Below are 17,874 nucleotides of genomic sequence, written 5' to 3' on the forward strand. Positions count from 1 at the left end.
ACGACCTGCCCGACACCAGCGGCCGGAGCACCGGCCGCCCAAGAGGAGAAGAACACCAACGATGACCCCTGCTCGCAAGACCGCCGGGCGCGTCGCCTTCGTGGGCTCGGGCCCCGGGGACGCCGGGCTGCTCACCGTCCGCGCCCAGGAACTCCTGGCCAAGGCCGAGGTCGTGGTGACCGACCCGGACGTGCCCGCCAGCGTGCTCGCCTTCGCCGCCCCCGGCGCCGAGGTCCGCCCCGCCGTCGGCGAACCGTCCGACGTCGCGAAGGACCTGACCGCCGAGGCCAAGGCAGGCCGGCTCGCGCTGCGGCTGGTCTCCGGCGACCCGCTGACCAGCCCGGCCGTCGTGGCCGAGGTCCAGGCCGTCGCCCGCACCTCGGCCGTGTTCGACGTCATCCCGGGCGTCGCGCCGGGCACCGCGGTGCCCGCGTACGCGGGGGTCGCGCTCGGCGGCACCTACACCGAGGCGGACGTCCGCGGCGAGGTCGACTGGGGCGCGCTGGCCGCGGTCCCCGGCCCGATCGTGCTGCACGCGACCTCGGCGCACCTGGCCGAGGCGGCGAGCCAGCTCACCGAGAAGGGGCTGCCCCCGACCACCCCGGTCGCGGTCACCGCGAACGGCACCATCAACACCCAGCGCACGCTGGACACCACGCTGGCCTCGGTCGCGAACGACGCGGGCGAGCTGGTCGGCCCGCTGGTCGTGACGGTCGGGCAGGCCGCCGGGCAGCGGTCGAAGCTGTCCTGGTGGGAGTCGCGGGCGCTGTACGGCTGGAAGGTCCTGGTGCCGCGCACCAAGGAGCAGGCTGGCGAGATGGCCGAGCGGCTGCGCGGCCACGGCGCGACCTCGCACGAGGTCCCGACGATTTCGGTCGAGCCGCCCCGCAGCCCGGCGCAGATGGAGCGCTCGGTCAAGGGCCTGGTCGACGGCCGCTACCAGTGGATCGTCTTCACCTCCACCAACGCGGTGCGCGCGGTGTGGGAGAAGTTCGAGGAGTTCGGTCTCGACGCGCGCGCGTTCTCCGGCGTGAAGATCGCCTGCGTCGGCGAATCGACCGCGGCGAAGGTGCGTTCGTTCGGCATCATCCCGGAACTGGTCCCGACCGGCGAGCAGTCGTCCGAGGGCCTGCTGGCCGAGTTCCCGCCGTACGACGACGTGCTGGACCCGGTCAACCGCGTCCTGCTGCCGCGCGCGGACATCGCCACCGAGATCCTGTCGGCCGGTCTGGTCGAGCGGGGCTGGGAAGTCGATGACGTCACGGCTTACCGGACCGTGCGGGCCGCGCCGCCGCCAGCCGAGACCCGCGAGATGATCAAGACCGGCGGGTTCGACGCGGTCTGTTTCACCTCGTCGTCGACCGTGCGGAACCTGGTCGGGATTGCCGGGAAGCCGCACACGCGCACGCTGGTGGCGTGCATCGGGCCGAAGACCGCCGAGACTGCGGTGGAGTTCGGTCTGCGGGTGGATGTGCAGCCGGAGAAGGCTGATGTGCCGCATCTGGTGGACGCGCTGGCCGAGCACGCGGCTCGGTTGCGGGCGGAGGGCGCGCTGCCGCCGCCGCGCAAGGCCAAGCGGACTCGGCGCAGCTGAGGTTTCGGTCCGTGAAGGGCTCCTTGAGGGAATCAGATTCCCTCAAGGAGCCCTTCACGGCTTTCGGGATGAGTGCGGGAGTACCTTGGATGCGTGTTCCCTGAGCAGCGACCCCGCAGGCTTCGTACTACTCCGGCAATGCGCAGGATGGTCAGTGAGACCACGTTGCGGCCACGGCAGTTGATCCTGCCGATGTTCGTGGCCGAGGGTCTTGACGCACCGCGGCCGATTGCCAGCATGCCGGGCGTCGTTCAGCACACTCGCGACACTCTTCGCAAGGCTGCGGTCGAGGCGGTCAACGCCGGCGTCGGCGGGATCATGCTCTTCGGCGTTCCGGAGAAGCGGGACGCGCAGGGGTCCGGCGCGGTCGACGAGAACGGCATCCTCAACGTCGCGTTGCGGGATCTGCGCAGCGAACTCGGCGACTCCACCGTGCTGATGGCCGACACCTGCCTGGACGAGTTCACCGACCACGGGCACTGCGGCGTTCTCGACGCGGACGGCGTGGTCGACAACGACGCCACGCTCCGGCTGTACGCCGAAATGGGGGTCGCGCAGGCGGAAGCGGGCGCGCACGTGCTCGGGCCGAGCGGGATGATGGACGGGCAGGTCGGCGTGATCCGCCGGGCGCTCGACGAGGTCGGGCACAGCGAGACCGCCATTCTCGCCTATTCGATCAAGTACGCCAGCGCGTTCTACGGTCCCTTCCGCGAGGCCGTCGACTCCCAGCTCAAGGGCGACCGCAAGACCTACCAGCAGGACCTCGGCAACGCCCGCGAGGCGATGCGCGAGCTCGAACTCGACCTGGCCGAGGGCGCGGACATGGTCATGGTCAAGCCTGCACTGTCCTATTTGGACATCATCAAGGCGGCCGCCGACATTTCGCCGGTTCCCGTCGCGGCGTACAACATCTCCGGCGAGTACGCGATGGTCGAGGCGGCCGCGGCGAACGGCTGGATCGAGCGCGAGCGCACGGTGCTCGAGGTGCTCACCTCGATCCGCCGCGCGGGCGCGGACCTGATCCTCACCTACTGGGCGGCCGACGCCGCGACCTGGCTGGACTGAGCCCGGGTAGGGTCTTTCGGGTGGCCGAGAAGGACGAGAACACCCCGAAGCCAGCCAGCGTGACCTCGGACGATCTTTCCGGGCTCACCGACGACGAGCGCCGCAAACGCGGGCGCGCGCCGGATCCGGTGCTGCCGGGGGAGACCGCGCCGAAGGCAACGCCGCCGACGCCGGTGCACGCCGCGTTCGTGCTCGCCATCGTGGGTGCGCTGATCGTGGTGGCCGGGCAGGTCGTCACGGTCTTTCTCAAGCAGCAGCTGGTCGAGCACGCGATCGAGCAGGTTCAGCAGAGCGGCCAGAAGGTCGACGTCGCTCAGGTACAGGCCAACGCCAACACGCTCGTCTGGGCCATGCTGATCGGCTCGCTGTGCTTCGGCGCGCTGCTCGTGTTGTTCGCTTGGAAGGCCCGCGAGGGCACGCGTTCGGCACGCAGCATCGCGACGCTGCTGGCCGTGCTCGGCATCGTGTTCGAACTCGGGGTGATCCGCAGCATCTTCGCGCTCGTCTCTTCGCTGGCGCTGGTCGTCATGCTGATCCTGCTGTACCTGCCGAAGGTCGCGGACTACTTCCCGAAAGTCGGCAAGAAGCTGTAATGGCGGCCAGGACGCTGTACTCCGAGCCGGGCGTCGGCTGGTCGGCGCTGATCTGGGGCCCGCTGTTCGCGCTGCTGGGCGCGCTCGCCGAACTGGCCACCGGCGGGCCGACGCACGTCGTCGGCTGGGTGCTGATCGGCGTCGCGCTGGTCGCGCTGACCCTGCCCTGGGTTTACGCGCGGCGCCGGTTCCTTTCGCTGGAGGTCACCACCGAGGGGCTGCGGCAAGGCCGCGAGACGGTGGCCGCCGAGCGGATCGCCTCGGTGACCGACGTCGGCGCGCCGGTCGGGACGCGCGTGCTCGGCGGCGGCTGGTCGGTGCCGCGCAAGTACGACGAGTTGCCGGTCGAGCTGGACGACGGCACGGTGGTGCTCGCCTGGGCCCGCGACGTCGAAGCGCTGAAAACCGCGCTCGCGGAGCTGGCCGCGAAGAACCAACCCGAGGAGCAGGCCGATGACTCCCGGAACTGAACCCGCACGAGGGACGCGCGACGACGGCGAACCTGAAAGGCTGGATCCCGTGATCGACCTACCCCAGCCGACCGGAGCCGGGCTTTGGCCGCCGGAGGAAACCCAGCCGCAGGCGAAGCTCAACCAGCCGTGGCGCGCGTTCGTCGCGCTCGGCGAGGTCGTGGTGGCCGGATTGGCGCTGTGGGCGGCGTTCGCGCTGTGGCACGCCGGGGTCGTCACGGTCGTCACCACGGCGGGCGACGGCACGCGATTGGCCTCGGAACGGTACTTCGGCGGACATATCGCCGGGGCGCTCGGGCTCGGCACGCTGTCCGCGGTCTTGGTGGTGGACGCGGTCCGCCAATTGCTGCTCGCGGTGCGGGCGCGGCACAAAAAGAAGAAGGACTGATTACACAGCTGTCCCACAGGGAACCAACAGCTCACTGCTAAGCGGGCCCCGCAATCTTGCGGCCATGACGCGGCTGCGCACACGAACCTGGGTGGTCAACGGAGTCCTTGTCGTGCTGCTCGGCGGCGCGGCTTTCGGGATTTACCAAGCCTTTTCGCCGGCCAGTTCGACCGCGCAGGCACAAACCCGGACCACGCCGGTCCGGCGCGCGAACGTCTCCCAGACCGTTTCGGCGGCGGGCACGATCGCGAGCACGTACACCGGTGCCGCGAACTTCACGACGTCCGGCAAGGTCACGAGCATCGACGTGAAGGTCGGCGACGTCGTGAGCGCCGGGCAGAAGCTCGCCACCATCGACTCTTCCCAGGCGAGCAAACAACTTCAGGTCGCTAAGGCCAATCTCGCGGTCGCCGAGGACAACCTCACGACGGCGGAGGACAACCCGCCCGCGAACCAGACCGCGACGCAGGCGCAGAGCAGCACCACGTCGCTGCAGGCCAAAGTGGATCAAGCGCAGCTGGACGTCGACAACGCGGAATCAGCGCTCGCCGCCACGACCTTGACCGCGCCTGGTGCGGGGACGGTGACCGCGATCAACGGGACGGTCGGGCAGCAAACGGGCAGCGGGTCCAATTCCAGCAACAGTTCGGCGGCGGCGTCGTCGAGTTCCAGCTCCAGTTCCGGCTCTGGCGGGCAGTCCGGGCAGCAATCCTCGTCCAGCAGCAGCACGGGCTTTATCGACATCACCGACATGGGCAGTCTTGTCGTCAATACTTCGGTGGCGGAAATTGACGTGAGCAAGGTGAAAACCGGGCAGAAAGCCACCGTGACTTTGAATGCGACGCCGGATCAACCGTTGCAGGCGACCGTTTCCAGCATTGACCTCACGCCGACCACGAGCAGCAACGTCGTCAGTTACGGCGCGAAGCTGACGTTGGCGAATCCGCCGTCGGGGCTGCGGCCCGGACAGTCGGCGAGCGTCGTGATCACGGTCGCGGAAGCCGACGGCGTGCTGAGCGTCCCGGCCGCGGCGGTGCGGACCAGCGGGACGACGAACGTGGTCACCGTGGAGCAGAACGGGCAGCCGGTTTCGCGTCAGGTCGAGGTCGGCGTGCGCGGAGAGTCCACTGTGGAGATCAAGTCCGGGCTCAATGAGGGCGACAGCGTGGTGCTCACCGCCGCGTCGCCGACGACGTCGAGCGGCTCCAACGGCCAGCAGCGGACGGGCGGTCTCGGCGGGTTCGGCGGCGGTCAGCAGGGCGGATTCGGCGGTGGACGCCAGGGCGGCGTCGGCGGCGGGGGCCGGGGATGAAGCCGGTGATCGCGGTCTCCGGACTGCGCAAGACTTACGGCAGCGGGGAAACCGCGGTGCACGCGTTGCGCGGGGTCGATCTGCAGGTGTGGCCGGGCGAGTACGTGGCGATCATGGGCGCGTCCGGATCCGGGAAGTCGACGCTGCTGAACATGCTCGGCTGCCTCGACACGCCCACTTCCGGCCGTTACCTGCTGGACGGGTTCTCCGTCGCCGATCTGAACGAACGCCAGCTTGCCTTGCTGCGCAACCGAAAGATCGGCTTCATCTTCCAGTCCTTCAACCTCGTGCCGCGCACCAGTGCGTTGTCCAATGTGGAATTGCCGATGGTCTACAGCGGACTCAAACGAGGGGAGCGCCGCCGCCGCGCGCTCGCCGCGCTGGAGATGGTCGGGCTGACCGATCGGGCCAAACATCTGCCGAACGAACTGTCCGGCGGACAGCAGCAGCGCGTCGCGGTGGCACGGGCGCTGGTCGGCGGACCGGCGTTGCTGCTCGCCGACGAACCGACCGGAAACCTCGACCACGCAAGCACTGTCGACGTCCTCGGCGTGTTCGACCGGCTCAACGCGCTCGGCCGCACGGTCGTGGTGATCACGCACGAGGACGAGGTCGCGCGGCACGCGCACCGCGTCGTGCGGGTCAGCGACGGACGGATCGTGTCGGACGAGGTCCGCACCGGGGTGGTCGCGTGAACTTCGTGGAGATCATGCGGTTCGCGGTGCGCGGTCTCGCGTCGAACAAACTGCGTTCGGTGCTCACCACGCTCGGCATCACCATCGGGGTCGCGTCGGTGATCTTGTTGGTGGCAGTGGGAAACGGTGCTTCGGCGGCGATCACCGCGAGCATTCAGGGACTCGGCACCGACGTGGTCAACGTGTCGCCGCTTCGGGGCGGCGGGCAGTCCAGCCAGGTCCGGCCGCTCACCGTGCAGGACGCGCACGCGCTGGTCGACCCGGTGGGTGCGCCGGACGTCAAGGCGGCGGCTCCGGTGGTGAACACCAGCGCGACCGCGACGTACGGGCAGACCTCCTACGACGTGTCGAGCGTCGTCGGCACCGAACCCAGCTACTTCACCACCACGAACCGGCAGATCGCCGACGGTCAGCTGTTCAGCGCCGAGGACGTGACACAGGCGCGCAAGGTCGTCGTGCTCGGGCCGACGACCGCGCAGTCGATCTTCGGCACCGCCGAGCCGGTCGGGAAGAACGTGCTGATCAACAGCATCCAGTTCACCGTGATCGGCGTGCTGCAAACGAAGGGCAGCACCGGGCTGCAGAACGCCGACGACGTCGCGATCGCCCCGATCAGCGCGGTGCAGAACTCGCTCGCCGGCTACGGCGGGCTGAATCAGATCGCCGTGCAGGCGACCAATGCCGACGCGATCGGGCTGGCGCAGGCCGAGGTCACCGCGATCCTCGACGCCCGGCACGGCATCCAGGCCTCGGCCAATCCGGACTTCCAGATCCAGAACTCCGCGCAGCTGCTGCAGACCCGGACGTCGGCGATCCAGACGTTCACCGTGCTGCTCGGCGCGGTCGCGGCGATCTCGCTGCTGGTCGGCGGGATCGGCGTCACGAACATCATGCTCGTCACGGTCACCGAGCGGATTCGCGAGATCGGCATCCGCAAGGCGATCGGCGCGCCGCGCTCGGCGATCCTCGGCCAGTTCCTCGCCGAGGCGACCATGCTGAGCCTCTTCGGCGGGTTGCTCGGCGTGCTGATCGGGGTGGTCGGCAGCCGGTTCGCCGTCGCGGGCATCCAGCCGGTCGTGGTGCCGTCGTCGATCGCGCTCGCGTTCGCGGTGTCCGCCCTGATCGGGCTTTTCTTCGGCAGTTTCCCGGCGAACCGGGCTTCGCGGCTGCGGCCGATCGACGCCCTCCGGCACGAGTAGGAGCGTCATGTCCGCGTCGACCACCCAGCCCATCCCGACCCCGCCGGAGGAACCCGCCGCGTCGCGTCCGGAAGACCTCATCGCCGAGCCCGCCGTCCAGGGCGATCTCACTGCCGAGTTGAAGCAGGTCGCCCGGCCGTTCGGCAAGCCGACGCTGGTGCTCGCCGGGTTGCTCGTGCTGGCGCTGGCGTTCGCCGGCGGCGCTTGGACGCACGCGGCGTTCGGCTCGTCGAGCGGCTCATCCAGCGCCCGTACCGCTCCGGCGGACGGACAGCAGCAGGGCGGCGGCTTCGGCGGACGCGCGGGAGGAGGTCGCGGGACGGTCGGCACCGTGGAGAAGGTCGACGGCAGCACGGTCACGGTGAAGACCGTGCAGGGCAGCGAAGTCACAGTGTCCACTTCGGACAGTACTACGGTCGGGGTGACTCAGCCCGGCAAGCTCAGCGACCTCAAACCGGGACAGACGGTGACTGTCCAGGGGCGCACCGGAACGGACGGTTCGGTGACCGCGCAGGCGATCGTGGCGCAGCCGGCCCGCTAGGGGACGTCGTTGAGCGCGATGATCGCGACGTTCAGCGCCGTCGTGTACAGCAGCCACGCCAGATACGGCACGAGCAGCAGTGCGGCGACGCGGGAGCGACGGTAGAACAACGCGATCGTCACGATCACGGTGAAATCGAGCAGCACGATGTCCACGCACGCGACCTGCGTGGAGCCGCCCGCGAAGAACAGCGAGATCCACATCAGGTTGAACAGCAGGCCGATGCCGTACGCGGCGAAGCCCTGGTTCTCGCCGTCGGTGCGCCAATAAGTCCAGCCCGCGACGGCGAGCACGATGTACAGGACCGTCCACACCGGACTGAACAGCGACGAGGGCGGGGCCCACTCCGGCAGCACGTACCGGTTGTAGGCGTCCGGCGCGGTCGTCGCCGCCAGCGCGCCGACCAGTGCGATGACGCCGACCAGCCCGAAGAACACCGCGAGCATCAGCCACGGGTTCCGGCGGTGTGTGGGCGCCGTCACGTCTCCTCCATGGCTCGCCCCGTCCATGCGCTTGGGATGTTACTGCGTAGCGCAGCTACTCGCTTGAGGGCGGCGGCGGGGAGGAAGGTGGAGTTAAGAGGGGTTGCGCTGGTGTGCCGGGTGGCAATCGGGTGGCAGCTTGGGCGCCGCCGACACCCGGATGGAGGATTTGCAAGACTGGGACGGTGAGCACTGGCACCGAGCAGTCCAAAGCATGGTTCGCACGCGCCAAGGCGGCCGTTCCGGGCGGGGTGAACTCGCCGGTGCGCGCCTTCAACTCGGTCGGCGGCACGCCGCGGTTCATGGTCCGCGGCGAGGGCCCGTATCTGTGGGACGCCGACGGCAACCGCTACGTCGACCTCGTCTCCTCGTGGGGCCCGATGATCCTCGGGCACGCGCACCCGAAGGTGGTGGCCGCCGCCCGCGCGGCCGCGGAGCACGGGCTGTCCTTCGGCACGCCGACGATCGGCGAGGTCGAACTCGCCGAGGAGATCATCGGCCGGGTCGGCCCGGTCGAGCAGGTCCGGCTGGTCAACTCCGGCACCGAAGCCACGATGAGCGCCATCCGGCTCGCCCGCGGTTTCACCGGCCGCGCCAAGATCGTCAAGTTCGCCGGTTGCTACCACGGGCACGTCGACGCGCTGCTCGCCGAAGCGGGTTCCGGCGTCGCGACGCTCGGCCTGCCGACCTCGCCGGGCGTCACCGGCGCGCAGGCCGCGGACACGATTGTCTTGCCGTACAACGATCTTGACGCGCTGCGGAAGTCCTTCGCGGAGAACGAGGGCCAGATCGCCGCGGTGATCACCGAAGCGGCCGCGGGCAACATGGGCGCGGTGCCGCCGGACGCTGGCTTCAACGCCGCGTTGCGGGACATCGCGCACGAAAACGGCGCGCTGCTGATCATGGACGAAGTGATGACCGGCTTCCGCGTTTCGCGCGCTGGCTGGTTCGGCCTCGAAGGCGTGGCTGGCGACCTGTACACGTTCGGCAAGGTGATGTCGGGCGGACTGCCCGCCGCGGCGTTCGGCGGTCGCGCGGACATCATGGCGAAGCTCGCCCCCGGCGGTCCCGTCTATCAGGCAGGCACGCTGTCCGGGAACCCGGTGGCGGTCGCCGCCGGTCTCACCGCGCTGCGCGAAGCGGACGACGCTGTGTACGCGAAGCTCGACGCCAACGCGAAGCGTCTCGGCGGGCTTTTCGACAAGGCGCTCAGCGAAGCGGGCGTCACGCACACAGTGCAGTTCGCGGGCAACCTGGTGAGCGTCTTCTTCACCGACAAGCCCGTACGCAACTACGCGGACGCGCAGGCCACTGAGACGTGGCGCTTCCCGGCGTTCTTCCACGCGCTCCTCGAAGCGGGCGTGTACCCGCCGCCGAGCGCGTACGAGGCGTGGTTCGTGAACGCCGCGATGGACGACGAAGCGTTCGCTGTGATCGAAGCTGCGTTGCCCGCGGCGGCGCGCGCGGCGGCTGAGGCGGTTCGCCCATGACCACCGTCGTCCACATGCTGCGGCACGGTGAAGTCCACAACCCGGAGAAGATCCTCTACGGGCGGCTGCCGAACTTCCGGCTGTCGGAGCGCGGGCAGCGTCAGGCGCTCACCGTCGCCGAAGCGGTGGCCGGGCACGACCTCGCGTACGTCGTCGCTTCGCCCCTTCAGCGCGCGCAGGAGACCGCGGCGCCCATCGCGGGCGCGCACCGTCTCGACATCGCCACTGACGAAGGTCTCATCGAAGCGGCGAACGTCTTCGAGGGCCAGCGCGTAGCCGTGGGCGACGGCGCGCTGCGGCAGCCGAAAGCGTGGCCGCACCTGGTGAACCCGTTCAAGCCGTCATGGGGCGAGCCGTACGTCGAGATCGCACACCGCATGCTCGGCGCGGTGCACCGTGCGCGCGTAAAGGCCGAAGGGCGCGAAGCGCTGTGCGTGTCGCACCAGCTGCCGATCTGGACGCTTCGCCGCTTCTTGGAAGCGAAGCGACTGTGGCACGACCCGCGGCAGCGGCAGTGCTCGCTGGCGTCGCTCACCAGCCTCGTCTTCGACGGCGAAGAGCTGCTGGAGATCGTTTACAGCGAACCCGCGGGCACTACCGACCCCAAGGTGACCGGCGCATGAAACGGCGGCTGCTCGGGATGCTGATGGCCGCCGCGCTGGTCGTGACGGGCTGCTCGACCGGCAAGGACGCGGTCGTCTCGGGCGGCACCTTCACCTTCGTCTCGCCCGGCGGCAAGGTCGACATCAGCTACCCGGAGAACGAACGGCAGAAGGCCCCGACGCTGGCCGGCGACGACCTCATGCACGAGGGCAAACAGCTCTCGATCGAGGACTTCCCGGGCAAGGCGCTGGTGATCAACCTGTGGGGCCAGTGGTGCGGCCCGTGCCGCGCCGAAGCGCCCGAACTGGAGACCGCGAGCAAGCAGATCGCCCCGCTCGGCGCCCAGGTCATCGGCCTCGACGTCCGCGACCCGGCCCGCGACGTCGCACAGGACTTCGTCCGCGACCGCGGCCTGACGTACCCGTCGATCTGGGACCCGTCCGGCCGCGTGCTGCTGCAGCTGGCCGGGTATCCGCGCAACATCATCCCGTCGACGCTGGTGCTGGACAAACAGCACCGGGTGGCCGCGGTGTTCCTGCGGCAGGTGCTGGCTTCGGACCTGGTTCCCGTGGTGCAGCGGCTCAGTGCGGAGAAGTAGCGGGGGGAAGTAGCGCTCGCCGAACCCCGCGCTCTGCTCGGCCGGGGGCGCTCCGCTCAGCCCGGCGCTCCGCTCAGCCCGGCGCTCGCTCCGCCGCACGCTCCGCGAGAGGGCGCTCCGCTCGGCCCGGGCCCGCTCCGCTCCGCCGGGTGCTCGCTCCGCGCCGGGGAGGTCCGTGAGGGGAACCCTGACGGAATCAGATTCCGTGAGGGGAACCCTCACGACCTCTCGGTTCTGCCGCGGCGCGGACTGCGTTGCAGAGAAGCCCCCAATGCCACATTGGGTGCATGTGACGCACCCAATGTGGCGTTGGGTGCATGTGACGCACCCAATGTGGCGTTCGGTGCGTCCGACGCACCCAAAGTGGCATTGGGGGTCCCCGGCCCGAGCCGTGCAGGAGGCCGTTGCCAGCCCGGCGTCGCGCGTTCTTCTGCGGCCTGGCCTCCTCGTGAGTGCCCATGCCGGTTCTAACCGGCCTAGCCGCTCACGAGCACAGGACCAAGGTCCCACCCCCGTTGTGGCGTAGGTCCTGTGAGCGGGCCCCGCCCGCCTCACGTCCAGCTCACTGCCTACTCTCAAGTGCGTGAACTCCGTGTCCGAGCTGGCGCTCTCCGGGCCGCTGCTGCTCGCCGCGGGTGTCGCGCTGGTGGCCGGGGCCATCTCGTTCGCGTCGCCGTGCGTGGTGCCGCTCGTGCCTGGGTACCTCGCCTACCTCGCGGCTCTCGTCGGCGCAGACGCCCCGGCGGTGCGCGACGGCGAGGAGCGCAAGAAAGGCCGTTACGCCGTGCTGGGCGCGGCGGGGCTGTTCGTGCTCGGGTTCACCGTGGTGTTCGTCGCGACCATGGGCACGCTCGTCTGGCTCGCGAACACCTTGCTGGTCAACGAGGATCTGCTGCAGCGCATCGGCGGCATCCTGACCATCCTCATGAGCCTGGTCTTCATCGGCTGGATCCCGGGGCTGCAGCGCGAGGTCCGCTCGCACCGCGTGCCCGGCGGCGGGCTGTGGGGCGCGCCGGTGCTCGGCGCGGTGTTCGGGCTCGGCTGGACGCCCTGCATCGGACCGACGCTCTCGGCCGTCACCAGTCTCGCCAGCGCCACCGGCGGGGCCGCGGTTCGCGGGTACGTGCTGGTGCTCGTTTACTGCCTCGGCCTCGGCGTCCCGTTCCTGCTGATCGCGCTCGGCGCCCGCTGGGCCGTGCGCGCCACCGACTGGCTTCGCCGCAACGGCCGCCGCGTGCAGATTTTCGGCGGGGTGCTGCTGATGGTGGTCGGCATCCTGCTGGTCACCGGGCTGTGGGGAGACGTCATGGGCTGGCTCCGCAACTCCGTCGCCTCCGATCTCGAGCTGCCGCTGTGACCACTACCGAAGCGCCCCCGAAGAACCCTCAGCCGTACCGGCCGTCCGCGGCCAAGCAGTTCCTGGCTTTCCTGCGCAACACCTGGCGCGGCCTGACGTCCATGCGCACCGCGCTGGTGCTGCTGTTCCTGCTGGCGCTCGCCGCGCTGCCCGGCGCGTTGCTGCCGCAGCGGCGGCTGAACGCGCCGAAGGTCGACGAGTACATCAGCGCGCACGGCTGGTGGGGATCGCTGCTCGACAAGCTGGAGTTCTACGACGTCTACTCCAGCGTCTGGTTCTCCGCGATCTACATCCTGCTGATGATCTCGCTGATCGGCTGTCTCACGCCGCGCAGCTTCGAGTACCTCAAGCAGATGCGCGCGAAGCCGGTGCTGACGCCGCGCAATCTCGCGCGCATGCCGCACCACCGGATCGCCCGCACCGCGCGCACGCCGGAGACGATCCGCGAGGACGTGCGCAAGCAGCTGTCCGGCTGGCGGCGCGTCGAGCGCGAGGAGGACGGCGGCGGGTTCAGCGTCTCGGCCGAACGCGGCTACCTGCGCGAGACCGGCAACCTGCTTTTCCACTTCGGCATGCTCGGCCTGATCATTTTCTTCGCACTCGGCAAGCTCTACAGCTACGAGGGCCAGGTCATCGTGCAGGCCAACGGCGGCCAGTTCTGCAACTCGGGCATCTACAACTACGACTCGTTCGAAGCGGGCCTGCGCGTCGACGGCACCGACCTCGACCCGTTCTGCGTGAAGGTCAACGACTTCACCGCCCGCTACACCGCCACCAACCAGGCCGACTACTACCACTCGCACATCGAGTACCAGTCCGGTCAGGACCTGCAGACCGGCACGTGGAAGCCGTACGACCTCGAGGTCAACGAGCCGCTGCGCACCGTCGGCGACCGGGTTTACCTGCTGGGCAACGGTTATTCGCCCCAGTTCACGGTGACCTTCCCGAACGGCGAGAAGCGCACCCAGAACACCCAGTGGATGTTCACCAACCCGGGGACGATGCTGTCCGAGGGCGCGACGAAGTTCGACCAGCCCGGCGTCACCGACGAGGTCCAGCGGCGCACCAAGCAGCTCGCGATCACCGGCCTCTTCGCGCCGTCCTCGTTCATCCACGGCGGCGTCCTCACCTCGACCGCGCCGCAGCTGAACAACCCGATGGTCGCCGTCGACGTGCTGCGCGGCGACCTCGGTCTCGACGCGGGCCGCGGCCAGTCGGTGTTCTCGGTCGACCAGTCCCGCGTCCAGGACGGCAGGCTCAAGCGGGTCGCCCGCAAGAACCTCGCGGTCGGCCAGGAACTGACGCTCGACGACGGCACGAAGGTGCGCTTCGACGGCGTCAACAAGTGGGTCAACCTGCAGATCTCGCACGATCCGACGCAGGGCTACGTGCTCGGCTTCGCGATCGTGATGTTCGCCGGGCTCGGGGCGTCGCTGCTGGTCAAGCGGCGTCGCGTGTGGGTGCGGGTGCGGCCGGGCAAGGACGAGAGCGCGAGTACCGTGATCGAGGTCGCGGGGCTCGCGCGCACGGATCAAGCCGGATACGGCGAGGAATTCCAGCGGATCAGCGAACGGCTGGTCACGGGCCGGAAGGGCAGCTGAGGCATGGAAATCAACGAGACTCTCTCGCAGTACAGCGACCTGCTGTACACGACGACAGTGGCGATTTACGTGCTGGCGCTGCTGTTCACGCTCTTCGAGCAGGCGTTCGGCGCGAAGGGCCGTCTCGCCGCCGAGCGCAGCCGCAAACGCGTGCTGGTCGGCGCGGGCGGACCCGACTCCGACGACGCCGCGATCGAAAACGGCGACGTCCCGGCCGAGCCCGAGGCCCCGCGCGCGGTCGGCCGCGCGGAGCGGATCGGCCGGATGGGCGCGGCGCTGCTGGTGCTGGGCGCGCTGCTGCAGTTGTCGGCGATCGTGCTGCGCGGACTCGCGGTGCACCGCGCCCCGTGGGGCAACATGTACGAGTACGGCATGGCGGTCACCTTCATCACCGTCGTCGCGTGGCTCGTGGTGATCAAGAAGTTCCCGGTCCGCCACCTCACCGGGTTCCTGCTGCTGCCCGTCGTGATCCTGATGTTCATCAACGGCACGATGCTCTACACGGTCGCCGCGCCGGTCGTGCCCGCGCTGCAGTCGTACTGGCTTTACATCCACGTGTCCGCCGCGATCATCGGCTCCGGCGTGTTCCTGGTGCCGGGCGTGGCGAGCGTCCTGTACCTCTTCCGCACCGCGCACGACCGCAACCCGGCCAAGTTCGCCGGTTTCGGCCCGAAGCTGCCCTCCGCCGACGTCCTCGACCGGATCGCCTACCGCGCCACGATCGTGGCGTTCCCGATCTTCACTTTCGGCGTGCTGTGCGGCGCGGTGTGGGCCGAGGCCGCGTGGGGCCGGTTCTGGGGCTGGGACCCGAAGGAGACTGTCGCGTTCATCGCGTGGGTCGTTTACGCGGCATACCTGCACTCCCGCGCCACCGCGGGCTGGCGCGGGACGCGCGCGGCGGTGATCAACATCGTCGGGTTCTCGGTGACGATCTTCAACCTGTTCTTCGTCAACCTGGTTACCGCCGGACTGCATTCCTACGCCGGAGTGAGCTGAGCCGGGGGTCCACCGCCCGGACCGGGCCTCGGGCGACTACCGTCGTCGCCAGGGGCCCTTCGACGTACCCGGGAGGTTGGCAACGGTGACCGGACCCAGTGAAGAGACTGCCGGCGAACAGCAGTCCGAGCAGGCCCAGGAACCGGCTGCCATGTTCTCCGAGGAACGCACCGACTCGACGCCGCACCCCGGCACCGGGCCGTACGACGCGCAGCCGACGCAGGTCGTCGACCCGCCGCCGCAGGGCGCGTACCAGCCGCTGCCGCAGCCGGGCGGCTACCAGCCGCACTACGACCAGAACCTGCCGCCGCTGCAGCCTCCCGCGCAGCAGCACCAGCCGCAGCACGCCGCCCCGCCGGGGTACCAGCAGCAGCCCGTCGCTCCTCCGGGCGTGGCTCCCGTGCCGGGCGCTCCGGCCGGGGCGCAGGGGCTGCCGCAACCGGCGTCCAGCGCGGACGAGCTGGCCACCGCGCACCTGGTCAAACAGCAGAAGCGCACGCCGCAGTCCGGCTGGCGCAAGGCGGTGTACCTGGGCAGCGGCAAGCTGCTCAACCCGGGGGAGAGCCCGGCGGACACGCGCCGGCGCGAGCTGATCGCGCGGGTCAACCAGCCGCTGCGCGGGTGCTACAAGATCGCGATGCTGAGCCTCAAGGGCGGCGTCGGCAAGACCACGACCACGACCACGCTCGGCGCGACGTTCGCGTCCCTGCGCGGCGACCGTGTGGTGGCGGTGGACGCGAACCCGGACCGCGGGACGCTGTCGCAGAAGATCGCCATCGAGACCACCGCGACCGTGCGGCACCTGCTGCGCGACGCGGACAAGATCACGCGCTACAGCGACGTCCGGTCGTACACGTCGCAGGGGTCGAGCCGGCTGGAAATCCTGGCCAGCGAACAGGATCCGGCGGTGTCGGAGGCGTTCTCCGAGAACGACTACCGGCGCACGGTGAACCTGCTCGAGCACTTCTACAACATCGTCCTCACCGACTGCGGCACCGGTTTGATGCACTCGGCGATGAAGGGCGTCCTAGACGTCGCGGACTCGCTGGTGGTGGTGTCCTCGGGTTCGGTCGACGGGGCCCGCAGCGCCTCGGCGACGCTGGACTGGCTCGAGGCGCACGGCTACGGCGACCTGGTGAAACGCTCGGTCGTGGTGATCAACTCGGTGCGCCCGAAGGGCAGTTCGGTCGACCTGGACAAGCTGGCCGCGCACTTCGGCGCGAAGGTGCGCTCGGTGTGCCGGATCCCGTTCGACGCGCACCTGGAAGAGGGCGCGGAGATCGAACTGGAGCGTCTCGGCGGGGACACCCGGCTGGCGCTGCTGGAACTGGCGGCGACCGTGGCGGACGGTTTTAACGGCAGGGCTTAACCAAGCGGCTGCGCTTGATTGACCGTGCGGGCTCCGCAACCACAACCCGAGATCGCTTCCCGGCGATCTCGGCGCCCCGGCGGAGCCGGGGCAATCAAGCACGCTCAGGAGTCGGTTTCGTCCGGGCGTTTGCGCTGCTGTTCGGAGAGCTTGCGCAGGAATTCGGGATCGTCGTCGGGAGCGACGGCCGGGCGGCGCTGCGGGACGCTGATCCGCTGCGCGCCGAGTGCCCGCCACAACAGAACGGCGATGGTGATCGCGCCCACCGCTGCGAGCAAAGGGATCATGCCCGGGGTCCTTCCGTCGTGCTGGCCCCCCAGATTAGCCGCAATCGGGCCGGACCGGGGGGACGGTGCGCGCGCGGACCCGCCCCGGAACGCGGCGAAGGGTCGTGACCGGCAAGCGATGCGGGAGGCACCCCTTGCCAGTCACGACCCTTCGGCGTGTTCGAGACCCGCGGATCAGATCTTGCGGGTCGGCTCGCTCGCGTCCGTGGTGAGCTCGGCCAGAAGGTCGTTCACCTCGGACTCGCGGAACCTGCGGTGTCCGCCCGGCGTCCGGATCGAGCCGATGCGGCCCGCGGTGGCCCAGCGGGTCACGGTCTTCGGGTCCACCCGGAACAGAGCGGCCACCTCACCCGGGGTGAGCAACCGTCCGCCCATGGTTGCGGTCATTTTCCGCCTCCTTAACGCCCAACTTGCTATACCGGGGGCATCGGGCGATTTCGCCCGTCGCGCCCGGGTGGCCAACGCGGCAATCGTGGCACTTCACCCGTCGGGTACTCGAACGGTTGTCCTTGGGTAAAGAGCCCTTAAAGTGCAAAAGGGACATAACTCAGCAGATTCTCAGGATCGCTCAGCGCCCGTTCGCGCCCCGCTGACCAGGCACTTTCTGACCAGTTGCGCCGAGATTCGGGTAAAGACTGAGCAAAGGCCGCGTCTGGGCGGCGTCCGGCGTCGAGGTTGCTGTGACGCAGGAGACAATCCGGGGCCTACCGGGATGCGCCTCCCGCGCGGGCGCGCCGCATAATGAGCCGGTGGATCAGCTGGACCGGAAGATCATCGCCGAGCTGCGGGCCAATGGCCGCGCTACCTACGCCGACCTCGGCCGGACGGTGGGGCTCTCCGCGTCGTCGGTGCACGAACGCGTCGGGAAGCTCGAGGCGGCGGGCGTGATCACCGGGTACCACGCGATGGTCGACCCGAACACGGTCGGACTCGGCGTCACCGCGCTGGTCGGCATCCATCCCACCGACACCGCCACCGACGAGGACGTCGCCGCTTCACTCGGCGAGCTGCCCGAGGTCGAAAGCTGTTACGCGGTCGCGGGCGACGAGGCCTTCGTAGTAAAGGTGCGGGTTTCGACGGTCGACGAGCTGGAGCTCACCCTCGGCAGGCTGCGCCGCATCCCCGGCGTCGGCCGTACCAACACGACAGTGGTGCTCTCCACCCGGTTCGAGGGCCGCCCCAACAACGCGGGCCTGGACGAGGACCCGGCAAGCGGGGCGTAGCCTGTTTCGGT

20 protein-coding genes are annotated in these 17,874 nt (G+C 69.6%); 17 read left to right on the top strand and 3 right to left on the bottom strand.

Annotated features, from left to right (window positions below; translation table 11 throughout):
* Positions 1 to 61: 61 nt before the first annotated feature.
* The 9 genes from WA670_RS06790 (at position 62) to WA670_RS06830 (ending at position 7,857) form a co-directional block, all read left to right on the top strand.
* Positions 62 to 1,594 (top strand): uroporphyrinogen-III synthase, encoded by a 1,533-nt coding sequence (locus WA670_RS06790; RefSeq protein ID WP_037818842.1) that lies wholly within the window; start codon positions 62 to 64, stop codon positions 1,592 to 1,594.
* 93 nt (positions 1,595 to 1,687) lie between these two features.
* The gene (gene hemB, locus WA670_RS06795; RefSeq protein WP_134734119.1) at positions 1,688 to 2,659 is read left to right on the top strand and encodes a porphobilinogen synthase; all 972 of its coding nucleotides are present in this window, start codon (positions 1,688 to 1,690) and stop codon (positions 2,657 to 2,659) included.
* A 20-nt stretch (positions 2,660 to 2,679) separates the two neighbouring features.
* Positions 2,680 to 3,252: a hypothetical protein gene (locus WA670_RS06800; protein WP_134663673.1), complete on the top strand. Its 573-nt coding sequence runs from the start codon at positions 2,680 to 2,682 to the stop codon at positions 3,250 to 3,252.
* Positions 3,252 to 3,722 (top strand): hypothetical protein, encoded by a 471-nt coding sequence (locus WA670_RS06805; protein WP_037818844.1) that lies wholly within the window; start codon positions 3,252 to 3,254, stop codon positions 3,720 to 3,722. Before WA670_RS06800 ends, WA670_RS06805 begins: the two co-directional genes overlap by 1 nt.
* Before the next feature lie 49 nt (positions 3,723 to 3,771).
* Positions 3,772 to 4,110 carry a hypothetical protein gene (locus tag WA670_RS06810; RefSeq protein WP_037818917.1) on the top strand — a complete coding sequence of 113 codons (339 nt, stop codon included), beginning with the start codon at positions 3,772 to 3,774 and terminating at the stop codon, positions 4,108 to 4,110.
* A 64-nt stretch (positions 4,111 to 4,174) separates the two neighbouring features.
* Complete coding sequence (locus tag WA670_RS06815; protein ID WP_134734118.1) at positions 4,175 to 5,422, top strand: efflux RND transporter periplasmic adaptor subunit; 1,248 nt, start codon at positions 4,175 to 4,177, stop codon at positions 5,420 to 5,422.
* On the top strand, positions 5,419 to 6,117 hold the full coding sequence (locus WA670_RS06820) for an ABC transporter ATP-binding protein (RefSeq protein WP_037818846.1): 699 nt from the start codon (positions 5,419 to 5,421) through the stop codon (positions 6,115 to 6,117). Before WA670_RS06815 ends, WA670_RS06820 begins: the two co-directional genes overlap by 4 nt.
* Positions 6,114 to 7,316, top strand: coding sequence for an ABC transporter permease (locus WA670_RS06825; RefSeq protein WP_134734117.1), 1,203 nt, complete (start codon positions 6,114 to 6,116; stop codon positions 7,314 to 7,316). The genes WA670_RS06820 and WA670_RS06825 overlap by 4 nt, the downstream gene beginning before the upstream one ends.
* A 7-nt stretch (positions 7,317 to 7,323) precedes the next feature.
* Positions 7,324 to 7,857 (top strand): DUF5666 domain-containing protein, encoded by a 534-nt coding sequence (locus tag WA670_RS06830; RefSeq protein WP_134663677.1) that lies wholly within the window; start codon positions 7,324 to 7,326, stop codon positions 7,855 to 7,857.
* Here the strand turns inward: WA670_RS06830 and WA670_RS06835 are convergent.
* Positions 7,854 to 8,339 carry a TspO/MBR family protein gene (locus WA670_RS06835; protein WP_370318148.1) on the bottom strand — a complete coding sequence of 162 codons (486 nt, stop codon included), beginning with the start codon at positions 8,337 to 8,339 and terminating at the stop codon, positions 7,854 to 7,856. The two genes, WA670_RS06830 and WA670_RS06835, sit on opposite strands and share 4 nt — an antisense overlap.
* Before the next feature lie 185 nt (positions 8,340 to 8,524).
* On the opposite strand from WA670_RS06835, the gene hemL reads away from it, so the two are divergent.
* The 7 genes from hemL (at position 8,525) to WA670_RS06870 (ending at position 16,353) form a co-directional block, all read left to right on the top strand.
* On the top strand, positions 8,525 to 9,829 hold the full coding sequence (hemL, locus tag WA670_RS06840; RefSeq protein ID WP_037818849.1) for a glutamate-1-semialdehyde 2,1-aminomutase: 1,305 nt from the start codon (positions 8,525 to 8,527) through the stop codon (positions 9,827 to 9,829).
* Positions 9,826 to 10,452: a histidine phosphatase family protein gene (locus WA670_RS06845; protein WP_009071997.1), complete on the top strand. Its 627-nt coding sequence runs from the start codon at positions 9,826 to 9,828 to the stop codon at positions 10,450 to 10,452. The genes hemL and WA670_RS06845 overlap by 4 nt, the downstream gene beginning before the upstream one ends.
* The gene (locus WA670_RS06850) at positions 10,449 to 11,030 is read left to right on the top strand and encodes a TlpA family protein disulfide reductase (protein WP_037818850.1); all 582 of its coding nucleotides are present in this window, start codon (positions 10,449 to 10,451) and stop codon (positions 11,028 to 11,030) included. Before WA670_RS06845 ends, WA670_RS06850 begins: the two co-directional genes overlap by 4 nt.
* A gap of 583 nt (positions 11,031 to 11,613) precedes the next feature.
* Positions 11,614 to 12,387, top strand: a complete 774-nt coding sequence (locus WA670_RS06855) for a cytochrome c biogenesis CcdA family protein (RefSeq protein ID WP_134663678.1) — start codon at positions 11,614 to 11,616, stop codon at positions 12,385 to 12,387.
* Positions 12,384 to 13,988, top strand: coding sequence for a cytochrome c biogenesis protein ResB (resB, locus tag WA670_RS06860; RefSeq protein WP_134663679.1), 1,605 nt, complete (start codon positions 12,384 to 12,386; stop codon positions 13,986 to 13,988). The genes WA670_RS06855 and resB overlap by 4 nt, the downstream gene beginning before the upstream one ends.
* Positions 13,989 to 13,991: 3 nt before the next feature.
* Positions 13,992 to 14,984 (top strand): c-type cytochrome biogenesis protein CcsB, encoded by a 993-nt coding sequence (gene ccsB / locus WA670_RS06865; protein WP_037818853.1) that lies wholly within the window; start codon positions 13,992 to 13,994, stop codon positions 14,982 to 14,984.
* A gap of 85 nt (positions 14,985 to 15,069) precedes the next feature.
* Positions 15,070 to 16,353 (top strand): MinD/ParA family ATP-binding protein, encoded by a 1,284-nt coding sequence (locus tag WA670_RS06870; RefSeq protein ID WP_043836155.1) that lies wholly within the window; start codon positions 15,070 to 15,072, stop codon positions 16,351 to 16,353.
* Positions 16,354 to 16,457: 104 nt separating this feature from the next.
* On the opposite strand, the gene WA670_RS06875 is transcribed toward WA670_RS06870, so the two are convergent.
* Positions 16,458 to 16,640 carry a hypothetical protein gene (locus WA670_RS06875; RefSeq protein WP_037818857.1) on the bottom strand — a complete coding sequence of 61 codons (183 nt, stop codon included), beginning with the start codon at positions 16,638 to 16,640 and terminating at the stop codon, positions 16,458 to 16,460.
* 174 nt (positions 16,641 to 16,814) lie between these two features.
* The gene (locus WA670_RS06880) at positions 16,815 to 17,027 is read right to left on the bottom strand and encodes a BldC family transcriptional regulator (RefSeq protein ID WP_009072010.1); all 213 of its coding nucleotides are present in this window, start codon (positions 17,025 to 17,027) and stop codon (positions 16,815 to 16,817) included.
* A gap of 362 nt (positions 17,028 to 17,389) precedes the next feature.
* Between WA670_RS06880 and WA670_RS06885 the strand changes: the two genes are divergently transcribed.
* Positions 17,390 to 17,863 (top strand): Lrp/AsnC family transcriptional regulator, encoded by a 474-nt coding sequence (locus WA670_RS06885; protein ID WP_009072012.1) that lies wholly within the window; start codon positions 17,390 to 17,392, stop codon positions 17,861 to 17,863.
* Positions 17,864 to 17,874: the final 11 nt, after the last annotated feature.

Source organism: Amycolatopsis sp. VC5-11 (assembly GCF_037034185.1).
Lineage (GTDB): Bacteria > Actinomycetota > Actinomycetes > Mycobacteriales > Pseudonocardiaceae > Amycolatopsis > Amycolatopsis nivea.